Annotated in this window: 16 protein-coding genes and 1 tRNA gene; 13 read left to right on the forward strand and 4 right to left on the reverse strand. The window is 66.1% G+C overall.

The features are described 5' to 3' along the window. Positions 1-34: 34 nt before the first annotated feature. The 4 genes from AC1RNP_RS15150 (at position 35) to AC1RNP_RS15165 (ending at position 4,853) form a co-directional block, all read left to right on the forward strand. The gene (locus tag AC1RNP_RS15150) at positions 35-895 is read left to right on the forward strand and encodes a pirin family protein (protein ID WP_493052112.1); all 861 of its coding nucleotides are present in this window, start codon (positions 35-37) and stop codon (positions 893-895) included. Positions 896-1,166: 271 nt separating this feature from the next. Continuing rightward, positions 1,167-2,867, forward strand: a complete 1,701-nt coding sequence (gene asnB / locus AC1RNP_RS15155) for an asparagine synthase B (protein ID WP_493052113.1) — start codon at positions 1,167-1,169, stop codon at positions 2,865-2,867. A 206-nt stretch (positions 2,868-3,073) separates the two neighbouring features. Further along, positions 3,074-3,583, forward strand: a complete 510-nt coding sequence (locus AC1RNP_RS15160; protein ID WP_493052114.1) for a hypothetical protein — start codon at positions 3,074-3,076, stop codon at positions 3,581-3,583. Positions 3,584-3,602: 19 nt separating this feature from the next. Then, on the forward strand, positions 3,603-4,853 hold the full coding sequence (locus tag AC1RNP_RS15165; RefSeq protein ID WP_493052115.1) for a hypothetical protein: 1,251 nt from the start codon (positions 3,603-3,605) through the stop codon (positions 4,851-4,853). A gap of 89 nt (positions 4,854-4,942) precedes the next feature. Here AC1RNP_RS15165 and AC1RNP_RS15170 read toward each other — a convergent pair whose 3' ends face one another. The 3 genes from AC1RNP_RS15170 to parC all read right to left on the reverse strand — a co-directional run bounded on the left by AC1RNP_RS15170 (position 4,943) and on the right by parC (position 10,366). Continuing rightward, on the reverse strand, positions 4,943-7,366 hold the full coding sequence (locus AC1RNP_RS15170; RefSeq protein ID WP_493052116.1) for a penicillin acylase family protein: 2,424 nt from the start codon (positions 7,364-7,366) through the stop codon (positions 4,943-4,945). A 97-nt stretch (positions 7,367-7,463) separates the two neighbouring features. Next, complete coding sequence (locus AC1RNP_RS15175; RefSeq protein WP_493052117.1) at positions 7,464-8,123, reverse strand: thiopurine S-methyltransferase; 660 nt, start codon at positions 8,121-8,123, stop codon at positions 7,464-7,466. Beyond that, entirely contained in the window at positions 8,123-10,366 is a 2,244-nt protein-coding gene (parC, locus tag AC1RNP_RS15180) for a DNA topoisomerase IV subunit A (RefSeq protein ID WP_493052118.1), read from the reverse strand. Before parC ends, AC1RNP_RS15175 begins: the two co-directional genes overlap by 1 nt. 166 nt (positions 10,367-10,532) lie before the next feature. Between parC and AC1RNP_RS15185 the strand changes: the two genes are divergently transcribed. Both AC1RNP_RS15185 and AC1RNP_RS15190 read left to right on the forward strand, forming a co-directional pair. Next, positions 10,533-10,793 carry a hypothetical protein gene (locus tag AC1RNP_RS15185; protein ID WP_493052119.1) on the forward strand — a complete coding sequence of 87 codons (261 nt, stop codon included), beginning with the start codon at positions 10,533-10,535 and terminating at the stop codon, positions 10,791-10,793. A 185-nt stretch (positions 10,794-10,978) separates the two neighbouring features. After that, positions 10,979-11,290, forward strand: coding sequence for a peptidase (locus tag AC1RNP_RS15190; protein WP_493052121.1), 312 nt, complete (start codon positions 10,979-10,981; stop codon positions 11,288-11,290). Positions 11,291-11,369: 79 nt separating this feature from the next. On the opposite strand, the gene AC1RNP_RS15195 is transcribed toward AC1RNP_RS15190, so the two are convergent. Continuing rightward, a tRNA-Leu gene (locus AC1RNP_RS15195) sits at positions 11,370-11,454 on the reverse strand. A 96-nt stretch (positions 11,455-11,550) separates the two neighbouring features. On the opposite strand from AC1RNP_RS15195, the gene rnr reads away from it, so the two are divergent. The 7 genes from rnr to AC1RNP_RS15230 all read left to right on the forward strand — a co-directional run bounded on the left by rnr (position 11,551) and on the right by AC1RNP_RS15230 (position 18,811). Then, positions 11,551-14,043, forward strand: coding sequence for a ribonuclease R (rnr, locus tag AC1RNP_RS15200; protein WP_493052122.1), 2,493 nt, complete (start codon positions 11,551-11,553; stop codon positions 14,041-14,043). A gap of 171 nt (positions 14,044-14,214) precedes the next feature. After that, positions 14,215-14,973 carry a 23S rRNA (guanosine(2251)-2'-O)-methyltransferase RlmB gene (gene rlmB / locus AC1RNP_RS15205; RefSeq protein ID WP_493052123.1) on the forward strand — a complete coding sequence of 253 codons (759 nt, stop codon included), beginning with the start codon at positions 14,215-14,217 and terminating at the stop codon, positions 14,971-14,973. 34 nt (positions 14,974-15,007) lie between these two features. After that, positions 15,008-15,277, forward strand: a complete 270-nt coding sequence (locus AC1RNP_RS15210) for a CBU_0592 family membrane protein (protein WP_493052124.1) — start codon at positions 15,008-15,010, stop codon at positions 15,275-15,277. 134 nt (positions 15,278-15,411) lie between these two features. Next, on the forward strand, positions 15,412-15,732 hold the full coding sequence (gene sugE, locus AC1RNP_RS15215; protein ID WP_493052125.1) for a quaternary ammonium compound efflux SMR transporter SugE: 321 nt from the start codon (positions 15,412-15,414) through the stop codon (positions 15,730-15,732). 82 nt (positions 15,733-15,814) lie between these two features. Continuing rightward, a complete protein-coding gene (locus AC1RNP_RS15220) occupies positions 15,815-16,225 on the forward strand; it encodes a hypothetical protein (protein WP_493052126.1) in 411 nt (136 codons plus the stop codon). Between the two features lie 61 nt (positions 16,226-16,286). After that, the gene (locus tag AC1RNP_RS15225; RefSeq protein ID WP_493052127.1) at positions 16,287-17,579 is read left to right on the forward strand and encodes a TolC family protein; all 1,293 of its coding nucleotides are present in this window, start codon (positions 16,287-16,289) and stop codon (positions 17,577-17,579) included. Then, positions 17,576-18,811, forward strand: a complete 1,236-nt coding sequence (locus tag AC1RNP_RS15230) for an efflux RND transporter periplasmic adaptor subunit (RefSeq protein WP_493052128.1) — start codon at positions 17,576-17,578, stop codon at positions 18,809-18,811. Before AC1RNP_RS15225 ends, AC1RNP_RS15230 begins: the two co-directional genes overlap by 4 nt. The last annotated feature ends 54 nt before the right edge of the window (positions 18,812-18,865 follow it).

An 18,865-nucleotide genomic window follows, 5' to 3' on the forward strand; every position in this document is an offset into this window, starting at 1 on the left:
AGTTGGGGCATCTAGACCCCGACGAGAGATCGCCATGAACGCCACCACTCGATTCCATGCCGCCCGCGTGACCCGCAAGATCCGTGGCACCGCCGCCTCGGACGGTGCCGGCGTCAAGCTGACCCGCGTGATCGGCGGCGCCGAGCTTCCCGACCTCGATCCGTTCCTGCTGCTCGACGAATTCGGCACGGACAAGCCCGAGGATTATCTGGCCGGCTTCCCCGACCACCCGCACCGCGGCTTCGAAACCGTGACCTACATGCTCGATGGCCGCATGCGCCACCGTGACAACCACGGCAACGAAGGCCTGCTCGGCCCGGGCAGCGTGCAGTGGATGACCGCCGGACGCGGCCTGGTGCACTCCGAGATGCCCGAGCAGCAGGCCGGCCGCATGCGCGGCTTCCAGCTGTGGGTGAACCTGCCGGCGAAGGACAAGATGACCGTGCCGAAATACCAGGAATTCGCCGCCGAGCGCATTCCGGTGGCGACGCCCGCCAACGGCGTGACGGTGAAGGTCATCGCCGGTGCCGTCGGTGACGTGCGCGGGCCGATCGCGCAGCCGGCGACCGATCCCGTCTATCTCGACGTCGCGCTCGAGCGCGGCGCCACCTGGGAATATGTCCTGCCGGAAGGCCACAACGCATTCGCCTACGTGTTCGAGGGCGAGGCGAAGCTGGGCGAGGGCGAGGATGTGCGCGTGCTTGCGACCCACGAACTCGGCGTTCTCGGCGGCGGTGATCTGCTCAGGATGGAGGCGGGCGGCGAGAGTGCGCGGCTGATCCTGGTCGGCGGTCATCCGCTGCGCGAACCGGTCGCCCGCTACGGCCCGTTCGTGATGAACACCAGACAGGAAGTGATGCAGGCCTTCGTCGATTTCCAGGAAGGCAAGTTCTAGGCCCGTGACCCAGCCCCTCTCCCGTGCGCGGGAGAGGGCAGAAAGCGCTTGCCAAACCCACAGCGGACCGGTTAGCGTCTGACCCATGCCGTTTGTCACCTCCATCGCCAACGCCCAGCGGAACGTCAATAACCGTTCCAATAACCGCACGCCCACAAGGCGGGTCGGCGGCTAGGTGCGAGCGAGCATCCAGCATCCCCGAAACCCGCGCCTGGCGCGGGTTTTTTGTTTCTAAGCCTCGCAATTTCAAAACACTACTGGAGACATCGCGATGTGTTCGATCCTCGGAATCTTCGGCCTGCAGACGGGCGATGATCTGCCCGCCCTGCGACGACAGGCGCTGGAACTCTCGCAACGCCAGCGCCATCGCGGCCCGGACTGGAGCGGCGTGCATGCCGACGAGGGCGCGATCCTGGTGCATGAGCGTTTGGCCATCGTCGATCCGGCCGGCGGCTCGCAGCCGCTGAAATCGGCCGATGGCCGGCTGGTGCTCGCGGTCAACGGCGAGATCTACAACCATCGCGAACTGAAGAAGGAACTGCGGCACGAGTACGACTTCCAGACCGGTTCCGATTGCGAGGTCATCAACGCGCTGTATCTCGAGGATGTACTCGACCAGGGCGGGCCGGAAAACTTCCTCAACCGTTTGAACGGCATCTTCGCCTTCGCGCTCTGGGATCGTGATCAGCAGCGCGTCCTGATCGCCCGCGATCCGATTGGCGTCTGCCCGCTGTACTGGGGCCATGATCGCGAAGGGCGCCTGTGCGTGGCTTCCGAGATGAAGGCGATCGCCAGCCTGTGCGCGGACGTCGCGCAGTTCCCGCCGGGCCACTACTACGACAGTGCCACGCGTTCGCTGACAAAATATTACGAGAAGCCGTGGCGCGACTACGCGACGACGCAGGGTGTGCAAGTCTCGGCGCAGGAGTTGCGCGAGGCTTTTGAGCGCGCCGTGCATCGCCAGTTGATGACCGACGTGCCTTATGGCGTGTTGCTCTCGGGTGGACTGGATTCCTCGCTGGTCGCCGCGTGCGCCGCGCGCTTCGCACGCAAGCGCGTGGAGGACGACGACGTCTCCGAAGCCTGGTGGCCGCGTCTGCACTCCTTCGCCATCGGCCTGGAAGGCTCACCCGATCTCGCCGCCGCGCAGATCGCGGCCGATGCGCTCGGAACGGTGCATCACGGCTTCAAGTACACCTTCGAGGAAGGCCTGGACGCACTGCCGGATGTGATCCGCCACATCGAGACCTACGACGTCACCACCATCCGCGCCTCCACGCCGATGTACCTGCTGGCGCGACGCATCAAGGCGATGGGCGTGAAGATGGTGCTCTCGGGCGAGGGCAGCGACGAGATCTTCGGCGGCTACCTCTACTTCCACAAGGCACCGAACGCGCGCGAGTTCCACGAGGAACTGGTGCGCAAGCTCGACGCGCTCTACAACTACGATTGCCTGCGCGCCAACAAATCGATGATGGCCTGGGGCGTGGAGCCGCGCGTGCCGTTCCTCGACGTCGAATTCCTCGACGTGGCGATGAAGATGGATGCGCAGGCCAAGATGGTCGACAAGCAGAACGGCCGCATCGAGAAGGCGATATTGCGCGAGGCCTTCGACGGTTATCTGCCGGAGTCGATCCTGTGGCGGCAGAAGGAGCAGTTCAGCGACGGCGTCGGCTACGGCTGGATCGACGGACTCAAGGCGCATGCGGAGAAGCAGGTCAGCGATCGCGAACTCGCCGCCGCCGACAAGCGCTTCCCGATCAATCCGCCGCTGACCAAGGAAGCGTATTTCTATCGCAGTTTGTTCGAGCAGGCGTTCCCGTCGCCGGCCGCGGCCGAGACGGTGCCTGGTGGCAAGTCGATCGCCTGTTCGTCGCCGGCTGCGTTGGCCTGGGATCCGGCTTTCGCAGGCGCTGCCGATCCCTCCGGCAGGGCGGTGGCCGGGGTGCATGCGGCGGCGCTGACGGGATGAAGGCGGATGAAAAGCCGCGTGGTTCCTCGGGTTGTGTCCCCCGGCAGCCGGGGTTAGATTGTTCCGCGCCGCCCCGCGCATCAATGGAGGATGCCTTGCGAGTCACCGTCGCTTCGAGGATGGGCCTGCCGGCAGTGCTTTGCGTGCTCGTGGCATCCGCCTGCGCTACAGCTGAAACATCATCCAAGGCCAAGGAAAACACCGTCATGACGACAACTGTTTCCACTGCCGATCATCCCGCGCTCAACGCGCAGGAGATCGGAGAGCGTGTGCTCACGCTGATCCAGAGCATTCACGGCGCCGGCGACATCGCGGCCGACAACATCGAGAAGCAGACTGGCTTGCGAGTCCGGGTCAATCCGGACGATCCCAACGACTACGGCGTCACCGGCAAGCTGACCGACGTGTGGTACTACGGCTTGCGCACGATGTCGGCCGATCCGGGCCAGAAGCCGAACCGACTGTTGTTCCAGTTCAACGACCAGAGCAACACCGGCGCCGACATGACGCCTGTCTGCGTCGATTTTGACGAGTATCACAAGACCCTGACCGAGGCTGGTTTCAAGTCGACACGGCTGCGGAATCGCACGGACACGCAGGATTATTGGGATTTCGCGCGCGGGAACGTCGAGGTGACCGTCTACGTGCGAGGGAAGCGCACGCCCGATGATCCGCAGGCCTGCGTTTCGATGCTGATCATCAACGCTTACGGCTGACAGACAGGAGCATAAGGACATGGTAACGCCGGAAGAGACAAGACTGGACGAGATGCTCAGGGATTTCGAGCGTCGTTTCGACAATGATTCCCGGCATCCGGGACGGAACTTGCGGGACCTGATCGATCGCACCCCGGAACTGCGGGATGTCGTGCTCGAATCCATCAGGCGTGGAAACCTGGAACGATTCGAGGACCGGCGTCCGGGCGGCGGCGTGGGCTCGTACAACGCGGAAGCGCGGATGATGCGGGTTTCCGTGGATCAGCTCGAGCGCGCCGACCGCAATCCGCAAGCGGCCAACACCGTGCTCTTCACGATGGGGCACGAGTTGCAGCATGGCGTCAATCGTCAGGACATCCTCGATCAGGACGCCAATCTGCGCAGGCAGGCGGCGACCATCGCCGCAGGGCCGTCTCCGCACGACTACACCGGCCTGCTGCGGAACTACAACGAAACCTCACGCAATCTCGAGGTGAACGCCGAGATCGCCGGTTTCAACATGGTTGTGGACAGTGTCAGGCGGCGCAATCCGAACGCGACCCTTCGGGACATCTACGATGCCTCGCCGGACGACATGCGGGCGTATATCAACGCCGATCTGAGTACCAATCCGCCGACGTACACACCTCGGCCCGGCCTGCCGGGTCTGACGGCCGAAAATGGTTTCAGGATGGGAAGCGCTGACGCCGCGGGCGTGAACAGGTATTTCTACGAAGCCGCCGGTTACCCGGAGGGTGAAATCGGCAGGGCGATGCGGATGATCCGGCGGGAGGAGGATCAGGCGCAGGCGGCGAATCCCGGGCGCCCCGCGCCGGACATTCGTGTCGATCTCGATGCGCTTGGGATCGGCGGAGCCCCCTTGCCGTCCGGATTCCGCGACAGCAGCCGCCATCGCCAGCCAGGCGAGCCGGAGGCGCAGGACCCGCGCAGCGCCGGTCATCCCGATCATGGCTACTACCAGATGCTGCGTGACAGGCTGCCGCCGGAGGTGCCGGACAACGCAGTCGCCCACGCGATGTATCTGGCCAAGGAGAACGGCATGACCGAGCCGTCCAGGGTCGATGCCGGTCAGATCAGCTATACCAATGGCAGCGTCTGGGTGGGCGGCACCACCCCCGGCTATCGCGTCAACGCCGATCCGGCGCAGTCGCCGCCCATGGCGCAGGTGTCCGAGCAGCTGGAATCTCAACGCGGCCAGCAGCTGGAAAGCACGCGCGCGGTTCAGCAGACGCAGAACGAGACGCGGGCGCATGCACCGCATGCGCTCTGAGCCGAACTCGCTCCCGGATTGACGTTGCGAAGAGGCGGGCAGAAGCCCGCCTCTCCTTCATGCGGCGCTGAGAGACAGGCGGCCCTCGCTCAGCGCGAGGATCGCGTGGGCGTCATCCGCAACTCGTGCGCCGGGGCGCCCGGCAGGAACGGCGTCGGCCGCCCGTGCACCCAATCCTCGTGTCCGGCGCCCCAGAACGGCGACAGCGGATTCCCGCTCTGTCCACCGGGCATGTGGATGATGCCGTCGGCTTCGTGCCCGGGCGACACCACCATGCGTTCCGATGCGCCGAAATCGGGCGCGACCACGCGCGGCATGTTGTGGTCGCCGTCCAGCGGATCGGATGGCATGCACAGGAAGCGCGTGCCGATCAGCGGAATCGCCTTGGCCAATGGATGACAGATGCGCGCGGTGTTGGCCTCGCCCCAGGTGCGGCTGGCGAGTGGCCCCTGTGTGGACAGGTCATCGCTCACCTCCTTGGCGGCGTCTTCCAGCAAGGCATCCCAGGAGTCGTAACGACGCGGCAACAGATGCGCGGGGCGCTGCGTGACCAGTGGCCACACCACGCCTTCCAACTGCGCGCGCTTGGGCATCACGAAATCGTCGCCGAGCGCGGCCTGCGCGGGCGCGGTCAGGCCGTCGGCGATGCGTGCGACCACCGCCAGCCGCCACGCGCGCACCAGGCGATAGCTCACCGAATTGGCGACGGCGCGGCCTTCCCAGGTTTTCGACGCCACGGCGAGCGCTTGCAGGGCTGGCGCGCGCGCGCGGGCCGATTCGCTGCGCAGCAGTTCCCACCAGCGCTGCAGGAACACGGCGCGATCGTCGAGCTGAATCGCCAGCAAGTCGTGCTCAGTGAACTTGCCTTTGGCCAGAAGATCATCGCGGATCTGCTGCGCGCGGGCGCCGAGATCGTAGCCGCCGTCACCGACCTGTCGCAGTGCCTCGCCATCGAGCGTGCGGGCGTTGGCCGTCCACAGGCGCGCGTTGGCCGGATCGATCAGGCGGGGGTTGTCGAGGGTCGAGATATTCCAATCCGAGCAATAACCAGGCTGCGGCGCCTCGGTTGCTGTTTCGGGAGGCTGCGGTTGCACCGGCGGTTCGGCGCCTTCGACCAGCCGCTGCGTGGAGCATCCGGGCGTGCGTTGCGGCAATGGTCCGAGCAGGCGCCAGGCGATCCGTCCCTGCGCGTCGGCGACCAGCAAATTCTGGGTCGGGATCGCGGCGTGTTCGGCGACCGTGAGCGCCTGATCGAGATTGCCCGCGGCGGCGAAATCGGAGACGCCGAAGTTGAGTGAACCCGGCAGGTGTGCCGTCCAGCGCAGCGCCAGCGCCTTCCCGTCCGCTTGTTCGTGCAGGATTGGTCCCCACGCGGTTTCCTTGACGTCGAAATCGACCGGCGCGCCTCCCGCGACCCGAATCGTTTCGCGATGCGTAGTGATCCCATCGCAGGAGGTCGCCGCCGCGCCCGGCTTGCAGGGCGTGACCTGCTTCCAGTCGGTCGTGTCGGCATAGCTGTTGGTGAAGGCCCAGGCGACGTGGCCGTTGCTGCCGACCACGATCGCGGGCAGGCCCGGCAGGCTGAAGCCTTGCACGTCGACCTTGCCCCCGGGCGCGCGCGGATCGGGGTAGCGCAACCGCACGCGGAACCAGATGTTCGGCGCGCGCAGGCCAAGATGCATGTCGTCGGCGATGATCGCGCGCCCGTCGCCGGTGAGCGCGCCCGCAACGGCGAAGTTGTTGCTGCCAGAGGCGGGGCCTTCCTTCGATGTGAACGGTTTCGGCTCCGCGGGCACCGGCAGCTTGCGCAGATCGAGCACCTCGGGGCCGGGCAGCGTCGCGTCCGCGCGGGGCTCTCCGAACAACGGCGCATCCCAGGGCGTGCCGTCGAGTGAGAGCAGCGCGTACAGCGCAGGTGGCACGTGCTGCTGGATTTTCCACAGGGCGAATTCGCGTTCGTCCGTGGAATCCTGCAGATCGAAATACATCGCATAGCCGGTGAGGGCGGAATCGGCCGGCGTCCACGCTTGTGGCGATTGCCGCAGCAGCAGATACGGCCAGGGGCGTACCTTGAGATCGGCGAGTCCGGCGTTGACGCCCTCGCTATAGGCGCGTAGCTGTTGCAGCTTGCCGCCGGCGAATGCGTCGAGATGTGCGTCGACGCGCGCGCGCAGGCGATGCGTGCGGTGGCGCTTGTCGAGATCCACCGCGCGCGCGCCCACCAGTTCCGACAATTCACCAGCGGCCGCGCGCCGCAGCAGGTCCATCTCGAAGTAGCGCTCCTGCGCGTGCACGTAGCCGAGCGCGCGCACGGCATCGTCGGCGTTGGCGGCATCGATGGTGACGACGCCAAGCTTGTCGCGCTGGATCGTCACCGGCGCGGACAATCCCGAAAGCGCGACCTCGCCATCCAGTGTCGCCAGACTGCCGCGAAGCAGCCACCAACCCGTCCCGACCGCGACCAGCACGAGGACCAACAACAGGACGACGACGCGCTTCAGCCACTTGGCCATGGGATCCCCCGGTTCGGTTTCCGCCATTGTAGGCATAGCCCGGTCGTAGGCTGAGTGTCCGGTTCGCGAACCGTGATCCCCGGTGTCAGGGGTTGTTTCAGGCGTTACGGCGCAAGCGATAGGCGGTCGTGTGCAGCGCGGTCACGCCCGCGGCGGAGAAACTGGGTTCCTGCGCGAGGATGTCGCGACGCTCGATCGGCTCGATGGTCCAGCCGTCCGCGAACAAGCTGCGCACTTCGGCATCGTCGACCGAGAACGGCGGGCCGGCCTTCTCGTGCTGCGGGTATTCCAGCGTGATCAGCAGACCGCGGCATCCGGCCGGCAGGCTGGCATACGAGGTCGCGAGATAGCGCCGGCGCAGATCGGCCGGCAGCGCGATCAGTGCGGCGCGATCGTGGACGCCGGCGCAATCGGCCAGCACCTCGGCATCGAGCGCGAAGGCATCGCCGCAGATCAGTTCGTAGGGGCCCGCGACATAGTGGGTGCCGTAGCGCGAGACATGCGTCGCCGGCGACAGCCCGTTCTCCTCGAAGAATTGCCGTACCGCCAGCTCGGAAAGCTCCACACCCAGAATGCGATGCCCGCGCGCGGCGAGCCAGGGCATGTCCAGCGTCTTGCCGCACAACGGCACGAACACGCGGCTGTCCGTCGGCAGCGACAGCGCATCCCAGTGCTGTTCCAGCAGGGGCGACACGCGCGCCTGGTGGAAGCCGATCTGGTTGTCGTGCCAGCGCTGGTGCCAGAACTCCGCTTCCATCATTCCACCGACAATGCGTCGACTTTCTGCCAGCCGCGCGGCAGCAGGCCGCCGCGTGAGGCGCGCGCCCCGACGTACTCGTCGAGGTCCTTGAACGACAGCGACATGGTGCGGCTGCCGGATTTCACCTGCAGCGTGCCGCCGGGCGACACCACCGCGATCGCCACCACGCGTTCGGTGCCGCGCTTGGCCTTGGGAATCTCGATCAGCTTGTTGCCCTTGCCCTTGTCGAGTTCCGGCAGTTCGGTGATGGGGAAGGCGAGCAGATGCCCGGCACTGGTGACGGCAACCAGACGGTCCTTGGCCGGATCGGCCACCGCCACGGGCTGCACCACGACCGAGCCCGGCGTGAGCGACAACATCGACTTGCCGGCCTTCTGTCGTCCTGTGAGATTCTCGAAACGCGTGACGAAGCCATAACCGTGCGAGGACGCCAGCACGAAGCGCGTGTCGTTGTCGCCCGTTACCAGCGCCTGGAACGAAGCGCCGGCCGCCGGCGAGAAGCGCCCGGTGAGCGGCTCGCCATTGCCGCGCGCCGACGGCAGCGTATGTGCCAGCGTGGAATAACTGCGCCCGGTGGAATCGAGGAAGGCGACCTGCTGCGTGCTGCGGCCCTTGACCGCCGCCAGCAAGCCGTCGCCTTCGCGATACGACAGCGACGCGGCATCGATATCGTGGCCCTTGGCGGCGCGAATCCAGCCTTTCTCGCTGAGCACGACAGTCATCGGTTCGCTGGCGACCAGTTCGGTTTCGTCCAGCGCCTGCGCGGCCTCGCGCGAGACCAACGGAGAACGGCGGGCATCGCCAAACTTTTTGGCATCCGCAAGCAATTCTTCCTTGACGAGCTTTTTCAGCTTTGCTTTTGAGCCGAGCGTCGCGATCAAACGGTCGCGCTCGCTGTCCAGTTCGTCCTGCTCGCCACGGATCTTCATCTCCTCCAGGCGGGCGAGCTGCTTCAGCTTGGTGTCGAGGATGTAGTCGGCCTGGTCCTCGCTGAGCTTGAAGCGCTTGATCAAGGCCGCCTTGGGCTCGTCCTCGGTGCGGATGATGCGGATCACTTCATCGAGGTTGAGGAAGGCCACCAGCAAGCCTTCCAACAGGTGCAGGCGGCGCTCGACCTTTTCCAATCGGTGGTTGAGGCGCTTGGTCACCGTGTCGGTGCGGAACACCAGCCATTCCGACAGCAGCATCTTCAGGTTCTTCACCTGCGGACGGCCGTCCAGACCGATCACGTTGAGGTTGACGCGATAGCTCCTCTCCAGATCGGTGGTGGCGAACAGATGTCCCATCAGCTGATCGACGTCGACGCGGTTGCTGCGCGGCACCAGCACCACGCGCACGGGATTGGCGTGATCGGATTCGTCGCGCAGGTCTTCCAGCCATGGCAGCTTCTTGGCGCGCATCTGCGTGGCGATCTGCTCGATCACCTTCGACGGCGACACCTGGTAGGGCAGCGCGGTGATGACGATGTTCTGGCCTTCCTTCACGTAAGTGCCGCGGGCGCGCACGCCGCCGTTGCCGGTTTCGTAGATCGCCAGCAGGTCGGCGGCGGGCGTGATGATCTCGGCCGTGGTTGGATAGTCGGGGCCACGCACGTGTTCGCACAGGTCGCGCACGCTGGCGTCGGGATCGTCGAGCAGGCGCACGCAGGCGCTGACGATTTCGTTCAAGTTGTGCGGCGGCACGTCAGTGGCCATGCCCACCGCGATGCCGGTGGTGCCGTTGAGCAACAGGTGCGGCAGGCGCGCCGGCAGCCAGGTGGGTTCTTCCAGCGTGCCGTCGAAGTTCGGCGTCCAGTCGACCGTGCCCTGGCCGAGTTCGCCCAGCAGCACTTCCGCGATCGGCGTCAGCTTGGATTCGGTGTAGCGCATCGCCGCGAACGATTTCGGATCGTCCGACGAACCGAAGTTGCCCTGGCCGTCGATCAGCGGATAGCGGTACGAGAACGGCTGCGCCATCAGCACCAGTGCCTCGTAGCAGGCCGAGTCGCCATGCGGATGGTATTTGCCGATCACGTCGCCCACGGTGCGCGCGGACTTCTTCGGCTTGGCCGCTGCGTTCAAGCCCAACTCGCTCATCGAATAGATGATCCGGCGCTGCACCGGCTTGAGCCCGTCGCCGAGGAAGGGCAGGGCGCGGTCGAGCACCACGTACATCGAATAGTCGAGGTAGGCGCGCTCGGCGTATTCGCGCAGCGGAATTTGTTCGAAGCCGTGGAAGACGGGGCGGACGGGGTCGGCCATTGGCGGATGCGTTCTCGGGTGTTGCGTGGACAAGCCCACAGTTTAACCGGCCGCTCCGGGTCGGATTAACGTTTTTTCATCCTGCGGAAAGCCGCCGGCATGATCCGCGCGCATAACTTGCGCATCGCAATCCCGCAAACCTTCCGCAATCCACCGGAGAAACGCCATGACCCGTTTACTGCTTCCGATCGCCGCCGCCGTCGCCATCGGACTGGCCGGCGGCGCATGGACGCCCGCGCATGCCGCGGCCAAGCCCGTCGCCGCAGCGACGACCGCCAAACCGGCCAAGTTCGCCGCCGCTGGGCAGGCGAAGCAGGTCTGCCGCGATGCCAAGGGCAAGTTCGAGAAGTGCCCGCAGGCGCAGACGCAAACCAAGGCCAAGCGCTGCCGCGATGCGGCGGGCAAGTTCACCAAGTGCGCGGCCTGAGCGAAAGCCGCTGACAGGCAGGTGACGGGAACGGCAGTGGTTGCGAGGGTGGCCACTGCCGTTCTTTGTTGCGTGGAATGTGAGCCGGGAGCGTTTGTCAAACGCGCACCCGCTGGATAGAGTCGCGGAACATGCCCGTCATGCCGGCCCAGGCCGAAGCAGGGGCGACGAGAGGGAGAGTTCCGATGCGACCGTATCGACCGTATGCAGCAGCCGTCGTTGTTCTGATCGTTGCGGGCCTGACGGCCTGCGCCAGCGACACATCGGCACCGCAGCAAAAGACGGAACCATCAGAGGCGACCGCGCCCGTTCCCGTGCCCGGTTCCGATCGCGATCCGCACGGATGCATTCCCTCGGCGGGCTACGCCTGGTGCGCCAGCACCAACAACTGCGAGCGGCCGTGGGAACTTGCCAAGGAGAAGGGCTTCGAGAACACGGCGGAAGCCTTCGACAGCTACTGCAAGAATCCGCCCGACAAGCCGCAGACCGGCGGATGATCCAACGAAAAACCCCCGCTTTCGGCGGGGGTTTCTGTTTGGAGCCGACGACGAGCGAGGTTGCTCGAAGTCAGGAGTCTGGTGCCCAGGAGAGGACTCGAACCTCCACGGTGTTACCCGCTAGTACCTGAAACTAGTGCGTCTACCAATTCCGCCACCTGGGCAGGTGAGCCGCGTATGTTGCTGCGCGAGACGCCCGTTGTCAACGGAGTGGGCGGCGGGGGCGGGTTCCGGACGCCGGGACGTGTAACATCACGGCAATGGCAAAAACTCCCAGCAAGCGCGGCGGCAGCCGCGGCAAGTCCCCTGGCAACAAGCCGGCCGCGCCGAAGCGCGGCGGCGGGGCGAAGGCGTCGGGCAAGGCCCGCAAGCTCCCCGGATGGATGCCTGAATCGGCGATGTCCGCGTCGGCCGGAAAGCCCGGGCCGCAACCAGGCAAGCAATCCGGCAAGCGTGATCGTCCCGCCCCCGCCGGCAAGGCGAAGCCGTCAGCGCAGCGCGGCGGGTCGGGCGGAAACGGCGCCCCCCGGGACCCGCACGCCGCGCGCGAGGCGGAGCGCTACGAGCGCCCCATCGCCAGCCGCGAGGCGATCCTGCAACTGCTGGCCGATGCCGGCGGGCCGCAGACGGCCGAGGCGCTGGCCGAGCAGTTGCAACTCACCGAGCCCGACCGCTTCGACGCCCTGGGCAAACGCCTGGCGGCGATGCTGCGCGACGGCCAGCTTCTGCAGAACCGGCGCGGTGGCTACGTCCCGGCGCAGCGATTGGACCTGATCCCGGGCACGGTGATCGCCAATCCGGAAGGTTTCGGATTTCTGCGCCCCGAACCCGGCACTCCCGGCGCCGGCGACGACCTGTTCCTGCCACCCTACGAGATGCGCAAGGTCATGCACGGCGACCGCGTGCTCGCCAGCATCACCGGCGTGGATCGTCGCGGCCGTCGCGAAGGCGCGATCGTGGAAGTGCTGGAACGCCGTCTGAGTCGACTGATCGGGCGGTTCGAGCTGGAATCCGGCGTGAGCTACGTGGTGCCCGACGACCGCCGCATCCAGCGCAACGTGCAGATTCCCGCCGACGCGCGCGAGGACGCGCGCCACGGCCAGCTGGTGGTCTGCGAGATCACGCAGCCGCCGACTGCGCAGCGTCCGCCGATCGGTCGCGTGCTCGCGGTGCTGGGCGACAAGCTCACGCCGTCGCTGGTGGTGGAGGCCGCGATCCACGGCCACGAGCTGCCGCACGAATTCCCGCAGGAAGTGCTCGCCGAAGCGACCGCCGTGCCGCTCACCGTCGATGCCGCCACCGCCGCGGCCCGCGTCGATCTGCGCAAGATGCCGCTGGTCACCATCGACGGCGAGGACGCGAAGGATTTCGACGACGCGGTGTATTGCGAGGCCAACCGGAATGGTTTTCGCCTCGTCGTCGCCATCGCCGACGTCTCGCACTACGTGCAGCCCGGAACACCGCTCGATGATGAGGCGCAGAAGCGTGCCACGTCGGTGTATTTCCCAGGCTTCGTGGTGCCGATGCTGCCGGAGACGCTATCCAACGGTATCTGTTCGCTGAATCCGAAGGTCGATCGCCTGTGCTTCGTCTGCGACATGCAGATCGGACGCGATGGCGAGGTGACCACGTCGAAGTTCTACGAAGCGGTGATGAATTCGCACGCCCGCCTGACCTACACCCAGGTCTGGAAGGCGGTCGGCGAGGACGATGCCGAAGCGAAGGCGCAGGTCGGCGCGCTGCTGCCCGACGTGCAACGCCTGCATCAGCTTTACGCGATCCTGGCGAAGGCGCGCGAGAAGCGCGGTGCGATCGAGTTCGAATCGTCGGAAACGCGCTTCGTCCTCGACAACAAGGGCGAGGTGACGCAGGCCGGCATGCTGGTGCGCAACGACGCGCACAAGCTGATCGAGGAATGCATGATCGCCGCGAATGTTGAGGCGGCAAAATTCCTGCTCGCCAAGCAGGTGCCGGCGCCGTTCCGCGTCCACGACAAGCCGCCGGAATCGAAATACGAAGATCTGCTGGAATTCCTTAAGGAATTCAGCCTGCGCATGCCGCCGTGGGCGAAGCTGCAGCCGCGCGACTTCACCCAGTTGTTGAAGAAGGTCCGCGAGCGTCCGGACGCCGCGCTGATCGAGTCGGTGCTGCTGCGCAGCCAGAGCATGGCGGTGTACACGCCCGACAATCTGGGTCATTTCGGCCTCGCGCTAGCGGCCTACGCGCACTTCACCTCGCCGATCCGGCGCTATCCGGATCTGCTGGTGCATCGCGCAATCAAATATGCGCTGTCCGGGAAGAAGGCGAGCGGCTACCTATATACGCCACGCGAGATGGCGGCGCTGGCCCTTCAGTGTTCCGAGCGCGAGCGTCGCGCCGACGAAGCCGAGCGCGAAGTCGACGAGCGCTACCGCGCCGCCTGGATGGAACAGCACGTCGGCGGCGAATTCGATGGCGTGATCAGCGGCGTGACCAGCTTCGGGCTGTTCGTCGAACTGGACGACTCCAAGGTCAACGGCCTCGTCCACGTGACCCAGCTGCCGAACGACTATTACCATTTCGATCCGGTGCGCAAGACGTTGTCCGGCGAACGGACCAGCCGCAGCTTCCGCCTTGGCGATCGCGTGCGGGTGGTGGTGCTCAAGGCGAGTCTGGAGGAGCGGAAGATCGATTTCCGTCTCGTCGAGGAGCGTGGCGCGAAACCGCTGCCGCCACGTGGACAGCCGGCGAAGCGGGCGAAGCAGAAATACTGAAACAATCGCTTTTCCTTCTCCCTCCGGGAGAAGGTGCCCCGAAGGGGCGGATGAGGGAGGGGGAATTCAAGCCCACGGGAACATTCCGAAGCGAGTCATTCCCGCTCCCTCATCCGGCGCTTCGCGCCACCTTCTCCCGGAGGGAGAAGGGAAGCCAAGCAAGGGCAAGGCATGAGCAAAGACAACCAATGGATCGTCGGCATCAACGCCGTCGCCGCCGCCTTGGAGCACGATGCGGAACACGTCCGTGAAGTGCTTCTGGAAGCGGGCGCGAAGAATCCGCGCATCGTCGAGATCGAAGGCGCCGCGCGCCGCGTGGGCATCGACGTGCGCCGCGTCGCGCAGCAGGCGCTCGATGGCGTGGCCGGTGGCCTGCGCCACCAGGGCGCGGCCGCGCGCTACGCCGCGGCGAAGACCTGGGACGAGCACGAACTTTCCGCACTGGTCGAGGCGGCCGAAGGCAGGGCGTTGCTGCTCGTGCTCGACGGCGTGCAGGATCCGCACAATCTCGGCGCCTGTCTGCGCAGCGCCGCGGCGGCCGGCGTCACCGCGGTGGTGATTCCGAAGGACAAGGCCGTGCAGGTCAACGCCACGGTGCGCAAGACCTCCGCGGGCGCGGCCGACAGCATTCCCGTCGTGCGCGTCACCAATCTCTCGCGCACCTTGCGCGATCTGCAGAAGCTGGGCGTGTGGATCTATGGCCTTGCCGGCGAAGCGCAGAGTTCCCTGTACGCGCTGGATCTGCGCGGCAACGTCGCGTTCGTGCTCGGCGGCGAAGCGGACGGCCTGCGCCGGCTTACACGCGAGCATTGCGATCAGTTGGTGACAATCCCGATGCCGGGGCTCGCCTCGGCGGCGGTGGAAAGCCTCAACGTGTCGGTCGCGGCCGGCGTTACCCTGTTCGAGGCCGTGCGCCAACGCCAACAATGAATCAGATCAAGGCAACTCCGGAGGGAACATCGATATGAATATCCAGTGGTACGACTGGGTCGGCATCGTCGGCACGTTGATGGTGCTGTTCGCCTACTACCTGCTGCAGGCGGGCCGTTTGCACGGCAACGGATTGCTGTATCAGTTGCTCAATCTGTTCGGCGCGGCCGGCGTGCTGGCTTCGTTGTACGGCAAGTTCAATATCGCGGTCTGCTTGTTGATGGTGGTCTGGCTGGTGATCAGCGTGTACGGCCTGGTGCGGACCGTGAAGGGCGGCGGGGCGCCGAAAACGCCGACACCTTGATCATTCGCGGCGTGGTTAGATGGCGGTCAACCTTGTCGGCTCCGATCGTGCGAGAGTGACCGCCACACAGGAAGCGGGGACGGCCCCGCCTCTCCAACGCATCCGGGGACGGCCCCAACGATTGGAGGCGTCTCATGCCCTGGATCATTCTCGTGCTCGCCGGTCTGTTCGAGATCGGCTGGGCGATTGGCTTGAAATACACCGAAGGCTTCACGCGGCTCTGGCCCAGCGTCGGAACGATCGCTGCGATGGTGATCAGCCTCGGACTGCTTGGCGTCGCCATGAAATCGCTGCCGGTCGGCACGGCCTACGCGGTGTGGGTGGGCGTGGGCGCCGTGGGTACCGCGATCCTCGGCATCGTGCTGCTTGGAGAACCGGCGAATGCGGGGCGGCTGGTTAGCCTGGGATTCATCGTCGCCGGCATCATCGGCCTGAAGCTGGCATCCGCTGCATGATCGCGGCAAGGCGGGATGTTTCCGGTCATCGTGCCTGAAGTGAAATTGTGTAACTCCCGCGCCTCTCGCTAGGCTTGCGCCCATGGCTCGCCGAAAGCGCCACCGCCGACCGATCTCCCTGCTGCGCCTGTGCCTGCTGGCATTGCTGTCGCTCGGCCTGGTGTTGCAGCCGCTGTTCGCGGCGGTGGGCGAGTTGCACGAGTTTGCGCACGATCCCACCGGTACGCATGCCGTCCTGGATGGCGGGGACGTCGCAAAAGACAGCGCTGCGAAGAGCGACCCCACGAAAGATGCGGGCGACAAGAGCGACCCGTCCGGCCTGCATTTGCTCCTCGAATACGCGCACTGCTGCGGGCAGATGCCGCTATCGCCGTGGCCCGCGGCCGCATCGGCCACCGTCTTTCCCGTTGTCGGCGATTCGCCGCAAGCCGAGCCGCAGCTGCCGCTGCAGGCACGCGCCTTCATTCCATTCCGTCCCCCGATCGTTGCTTGAGCGCATGACCGGCCGCTGAGCGGCCGACGTTCACTCTTGCAATCACATCGAGGGATTCTTCATGTTCGTGCGACTCGCGGCCGTGGCCGCCTGGGTCGTCGCGTGCGCGCTGGCGTTGCCGGCGCGAGCGACCGATCCTCCCGTTTCCCAAGTGTCCGAAATCGTTCCAGACATAGTGCAGGCGCCCGCCGATCTTCGCGCCGCGGTGCGCGAGGCATGGCTGCGTTATCCAGGCCAGCGGGCTGCGGAAGCCCGGCTTGCGGCATCGAAGGCGCGCCGTGATGCCGCGGCGCAACCGCTCTACAACCCCGAACTCGCATTCGCACGCGATGACGAGGGCACGGATGTCACCACCACCGCAGGCGCGTCGTTGACGCTGGATCTGAGCGGCAAACGACGTACCCGCCGCGATGCCGCCGATGCCCGCGTCGACCAGAGCGTGGCCGACGCGCGACTGCGACGCCGTGATTTCGTCAGGCAATGGTTTGTGGGCTGGTCGGCATTGCAGAGCGCGCAGCAAGGCGTCGCCGTCGGTGAGCGTCGGCTGGCGCTGACGCGCCGCTTCGCGGAGATCGCAGGCAAACAGTTCGCGGCCGGTGACATTTCCGGCGCCGAACGCGACCTCGCGCAACTCGCGCACGACGAGGCACAGGCGCAGCAGGCGACGCTGGTGGCCGAGCGCGCACAAGCCGAGGCCGTGTTCCGCTCCATCGGCGGCGACGTGCGCGCGCTCGCATCGCAGGCGTTGCCAAGCGACGGGCTGCCGCTTCCGGATGCTGCTGCAGGCAATGCCGATGTCGAAGGCCTGCCGGAATGGCAAGTGGCCGATGCGGCGGCGCGCGCGGCCGACCGGGAAATCGCGGTGGCGCGTCGCAATCGCATTCCCGATCCGACCGTGGGATTCAACACCGGACGCATCCGCATGGGCGGCGCCAGCGACAACGTGTTCGGCGTTTCGCTCAGCATCCCGCTGTTCGTGCGCAACTCCTACCGCGCCGAAGTGGTTGCCGCGAACGCGGAGGCCGATGCGGCGAACGCGGAGCGGCAACGCATCGCCGTGGAACTCGCCGCCGAGCGGCAGCGATCGATCGATAGCTACGCATCCGCGCGGGCGGCATGGAAACAATGGCGCCTCAGCCGCGCCACCGACGTCGAGCGTCGTGCCGAGCTGCTGGAGCGTACCTGGCGCGAAGGCGAGATTTCCACGTCCGAATACCTGCTGCAACTGAAGCAGTCGCTCGACACCGCCCTGGCTGGCGCCGAACTCGAAGCGCGTCTCTGGCAGACCTACACCGACTATCTCGCCGCCACCGGCCGCATCGAACGCTGGGCCGGTCTGGAGGATGCGCAATGAACGAGAACATCATCATGAAAACACGGGCCATGGTAGCGATGCGAACGATCCTGACGCCACTCGCGGCCTCGCTGCTGATCGCGCTTGCCGCCTGTTCCAACGAAGCTCCATCGAACGCCTCGGCATCCGCGAAAACCGACGGGCAGCAGGCCGCGACCGACATCAAACCGAAAGAGGAGGCGGCAGGAGCCGATCACCAGGAGGATGGAGAAGGTCATGAAGAAAGCGAAGGCGCAGCGGCCACGGTTTCGATGGATGCGGCCGCGATGCAAGCCGCCGGCATCCGCATGCAGGCGCTCGCGCCTTCCGCGATCGGCGGGCAGCTGCGTGCGCCTGGTGAAGTGCTCGACAACGCCTACGGCACCACGCTGATCACACCGCGAGTGGCGGCGCTAGTGGTGCGGCGGCATGCGAAACTCGGTGACGAGGTACGCGGCGGCGCGCCGCTGGTGACATTGGCCAGCGTCGATGTCTCCGACGCGCAAGCCGAACTGCGCATCGCCGAGCAGGAATGGCGACGCGTTTCGGCGCTGGGCACCGAAGCGGTTTCGGGTCGGCGTATCGGGGAGGCCAGGATCGCCGTCGATCGCGCGCGCGCGAAAGCGCAGGCATACGGATTGCCGGGAACGTCGAGTGGCAGCGTCAATGGTCAGTTCACCCTCAGCGCACCGCATGCGGGGCGTATCACCGAGGATGATTTCGTCGTCGGCGAGCGCATCGAGCCCGGACGAGCGCTTTATCGCCTTGTCGATGAAAGCACGGTCTGGGTTGACGCACGCCTGCCTCCGGGCAGGGTGCCAGAGCTGAAACCTGGTGCCGAGGCGACCATCGTCGCCGGTGGCGAACGCATCACAGGCAAGGTGCTGCGCACCTCGCATCGCACTTCCGAGAGCACGCGGAATGCCGTAGTGCGGATCGAGGTACCGAACGTGGACGATCGTCTGCACGGCGGCGATTTCGTCGACGTCTATCTCGATGCGGGCAGCGGTGGCACGTCGCGATTGAGTGTCCCGACCACGGCGCTGGTGCAGATGCAGGGCGATACCGTGGTGTTCCGCCAGAATGCCACGGGCACGTTCGAAGCGGTGCCGATCCGGGCCGGCGCGGTCGTCGGTGACGTGACGACGATCGAGGAAGGATTGAAGCCGGGCGATCGTGTCGTGGTCGAAGGCGCGTTCGCCGTCAAGGCGGGCATGCTCAAGTCGCAGCTGGGAGAAGGGCATGGGCACTGATGACATGCGAATCCTTCGCAAGCGCGTGCACGTCCCGGTGCGCATTTCTCAAAG

The organism is Luteimonas sp. GW821-FHT14E02, from assembly GCF_058803905.1.